Raw genomic sequence first — 2,741 nt, forward strand, 5'->3', positions numbered from 1 at the left:
GACCACGCCCACCAGCAGTTCGCGCACGGTGGTGACGGCGCTCTTGCCGATGCTGCCGGCGGCCTCGATGGCGCCCTCGGCGGCGCTCTTGGCGACGTCGAGCACGTTGCCGCCGATTTCGCCGGCCCCTTCGAGCGTGCCGTCCACGGCGCGCCGCGCCACCACGCCGACATCGGCGCCGACCGCGGCGGCGCCCTGCACGGCGGCCTTGACGGTGGCTTCGGCGGCGCGGATCACGTCGCCGCCGACGTCGGCCACGCCCAGCACCACGCCCTTGGCGACGCTTTTGGCGCTCAGCGTGAGGCCGGCGCCGACTTCTTCGGTGGCCGAGATGGCGCCGCGCATCACATCGCGCGCCACCGTCACCGTCTCGCCGGCCACATCACCGGCGGCGCGCACGGTGTTGGCCACGGTGCTGCGCACCAGGCTGACGATTTCGGCCTCGATTTCGTTGATGCCCTTCAGGCTGCTGACGATGCCGTTCTTGACCGCCTGGCCGCTGCCGCCGACGCGTTCGCCTGGACCCGGCGCGGGGGTGGTGGTGTCCTGCTCGTTCATGGTCGATCTCCTTGGAAATTCGGGATGCAATTGGCGTGTGTGCGGGGGCGATGCAAGCGTCTTTCGGGCGATTGCTGGCGTGGTGTTTCCTCGGTGTGCGGGTGGTGTCAGGAGCTGCCCTTGCCGCCGCGCAGCAGCTGCAGGGCATACCAGGTGAGCGTGATGGCCGGCGCCGCCACCTGGCCGCGCCAGCCCTGCACGGCGGCGCCGGCCAGCAGCGTCAGCGCCAGCAGGCCGCCGCCGGCGGTGCCGGGTTCGGCCAGCCGGCCGAGCGCGCGCAGCGGCGCCGGCAGCTCGGGGCTGTCTTGCGCGCTGGGCGGCGCGACGACGGTGAACAGTCCGTGCTGTGCGGCGCGCCGCAGCAGGGCGGCCGTGTCGGTCGGCGCGTGCAGCAACAGCAGCACGCTGCCGGTGCGGGGGTCCACCTGCACGGCGCGCACGGCAGGTTCCGCGGCGAGGTGGCTGCGCACGGTTTCGAAGTAGTCCGCCTGACCGCGCCGGCTGGCCACGCGCAGGCGCAGGCGGCCCGGGCTGGCGTGCTCGATCAGTGCCAACGCGGTCACGGCGCCGGCGTGTCGGTGTTGCTGGCGGCGGCCACGGTGACGGTTTCGGCCACGCCGGCCGCCGCGGCCTGCTTTTGCGCCAGCTCGGCCTTGGCTTCGGCCACCAGGTCGTCGAAGGCTTCACCGAGTTCCGCGACCGCCTCGCGGGTTTTCTCGTACACGATGATTCCGGACTTCAGCGCGGTGCGCGCCAACGGCCGGGTCACGCCGGCCAGCAGCGGTAGCACCATCGGTGCCAGCAAGGCCGCGCCGGCGGCGATTGCCGCGGCGGTGACGGTGTTGTTTCGGAACAGGTCTTCGATCTTCATGGTGCTGGTTTCCAGATGAGCTGCCGGTGATCACCCACTACCACCGCACCTGGTCACGGTCGGTGTCTCGCATGACAAAACCGTGACAGCCTGGCGGCGCTGGGGTCACGCATTCGCAGCGAGGCCACGGGCTCACAGGGTGGCCAGGAAGCGGTCCAGCCGGGCGCCGTCGAGGCCCGGGAACAGCGCGGTCAGGGCGTCGATCAGGGCCTCCCTGGCCGGCGCGGCGTTCAGCGCATCGGCGGTGAACTCGATCAGGACGCTGCCGGTCAGCGGGCGCAGTTCGAGGTGCAGCACGCCCGGGACGCCGGCCAGGCGGTCCTTGAGGCGGGTGGCGAAGGAGGCATCGGTTTTGATGCGCGCCACGCGCAGGCGCAGCCGGCCGGGGGCGTAGTGGGCGATGTCGATGCCGGCACGGCGCAGCAGCTCGCGCACGGCGATCAGTTCGGCGGTAGAGGGCATGACTGGGTCCATGCAGACGACGCCGGACGAGTATGGGACGCCACGGCGGCGACTGTGTGACAGCCCGGTGGCGGTGTCATGCCGGCGCGTCGAGCGGCTGGCACTGCTTTTGCAATTTCGAACGCAGGTTCGAAAGTGCGCTTTTGCGCACCTGCCCGTGTATCCTGCGCGCGCCATTGCCCACACGAGGTCGCCATTCATGCCGAAAGCCGGCAGCAAACCGACGTCCGTGCGCCGTTTCCGCAAGCTGCTGGTGGCCAACCGCGGCGAGATCGCCATCCGCGTGTTTCGCGCCTGCACCGAGCTCGGCATCCGCACGGTGGCGATCTATTCCGAGCAGGACCGCCTGCACCTGCACCGTTACAAGGCGGACGAGGCCTACCTGGTGGGCGTCGGCAAGGATCCGGTGCGGGCGTATCTGGACTACGACGAGATCATCGAGCTGGCGCGCACGCGCGAGGTGGACGCCATCCACCCGGGCTACGGCTTTCTGTCCGAGAACGCCGAGTTCGCCCGCGCCTGCGAGGCGGCCGGCATCGTCTTCATCGGTCCCTCGGCGGACGTCATCGAGGCGATGGGCGACAAGGTCTACGCGCGCGAGGTGGCCATCCGCGCCGGCGTGCCGGTGATTCCGGGCACCGACGGCGCCATCGAGACGCTGGACGAGGCGATGGCCTTCGCCGCGGAGCACGGCTACCCGCTGATCGTGAAGGCGGCTATGGGCGGCGGCGGGCGCGGCATGAGCATCGTGCGCGACGAGGCGGCGCTGCGCGACGCGCTGGCGCGCTCGAAGGCCGAGGCCGCGGCGGCATTCGGCAGCGCCAAGGTGTTCATCGAACGCTATCTGGAG

5 protein-coding genes are annotated in these 2,741 nt (G+C 71.1%); 1 reads left to right on the forward strand and 4 read right to left on the reverse strand.

From position 1 onward, the window contains the following. From PHC73_RS13510 to PHC73_RS13525, 4 genes are all read right to left on the reverse strand, one after another. Positions 1-558: hypothetical protein (locus PHC73_RS13510; RefSeq protein ID WP_300129300.1), on the reverse strand; the 558-nt coding region annotated here is incomplete at its 3' end. Positions 559-665: 107 nt separating this feature from the next. After that, positions 666-1,121 carry a hypothetical protein gene (locus tag PHC73_RS13515; RefSeq protein WP_300129302.1) on the reverse strand — a complete coding sequence of 152 codons (456 nt, stop codon included), beginning with the start codon at positions 1,119-1,121 and terminating at the stop codon, positions 666-668. Beyond that, a complete protein-coding gene (locus tag PHC73_RS13520; RefSeq protein ID WP_300129304.1) occupies positions 1,118-1,429 on the reverse strand; it encodes a DUF5132 domain-containing protein in 312 nt (103 codons plus the stop codon). Before PHC73_RS13520 ends, PHC73_RS13515 begins: the two co-directional genes overlap by 4 nt. A 132-nt stretch (positions 1,430-1,561) precedes the next feature. Next, entirely contained in the window at positions 1,562-1,891 is a 330-nt protein-coding gene (locus PHC73_RS13525) for an HMA2 domain-containing protein (RefSeq protein WP_300129306.1), read from the reverse strand. A 199-nt stretch (positions 1,892-2,090) separates the two neighbouring features. On the opposite strand from PHC73_RS13525, the gene PHC73_RS13530 reads away from it, so the two are divergent. After that, a partial coding sequence (locus tag PHC73_RS13530; RefSeq protein ID WP_300129308.1) for a biotin carboxylase N-terminal domain-containing protein occupies positions 2,091-2,741 on the forward strand: 651 nt, incomplete at its 3' end.

Origin of the sequence: Immundisolibacter sp. (assembly GCF_028696615.1) — a bacterium.
Lineage (GTDB): Bacteria > Pseudomonadota > Gammaproteobacteria > Immundisolibacterales > Immundisolibacteraceae > Immundisolibacter.